1 pseudogene is annotated in these 423 nt (G+C 44.4%); it reads right to left on the bottom strand.

Annotated features, from left to right (window positions below):
• Window positions 1-423 (bottom strand): annotated as a pseudogene (locus tag ACHFIZ_RS17975) (TonB-dependent receptor); the annotation flags it as partial.

Genomic DNA, 423 nt, shown 5'->3' with positions numbered 1-423 from the left:
AAATGCTATCCTTATTGGGCTGATAAACACTCAACACATACCCATTATCGTTGGCTTTAGGTAACTGGATGGTATTCGCTGTCCCATCTGAGAACGTCATTTTCGCAGCGTAGGTTTTTCCTGCCTCCGGGTTGATCAGAAACGAGCCCATACCCGCATGTAAAGTTTCGAGTGCTGCTATTTCCTTATTCTCATTGTCAACGATCTTCCCTTTGACCGCCAAACCTGTCCCGTCTATTCCGGTAACCTTAAACGCCACCCTTGACAGAATCCCATTAATCAGATTCCCACTTTCAGGGAAAAACTGAACATCCGTCTGGTTCATCCCTGCCTTTATCGGAAAGTCTTTAATTACGCTTTTTTTGCTAGCACTTTCTATGGTAGTTCTGATGTAGGCACCTCTTAAGTCTACCTGCTTCTCAT

Source organism: Pedobacter sp. JCM 36344, from assembly GCF_046546555.1.
Classification (GTDB): Bacteria; Bacteroidota; Bacteroidia; order Sphingobacteriales; family Sphingobacteriaceae; genus Pedobacter.
The sequence above is the reverse complement of the archived record's forward strand: the minus strand, read 5'-3'. Positions and strand labels throughout refer to the sequence as shown.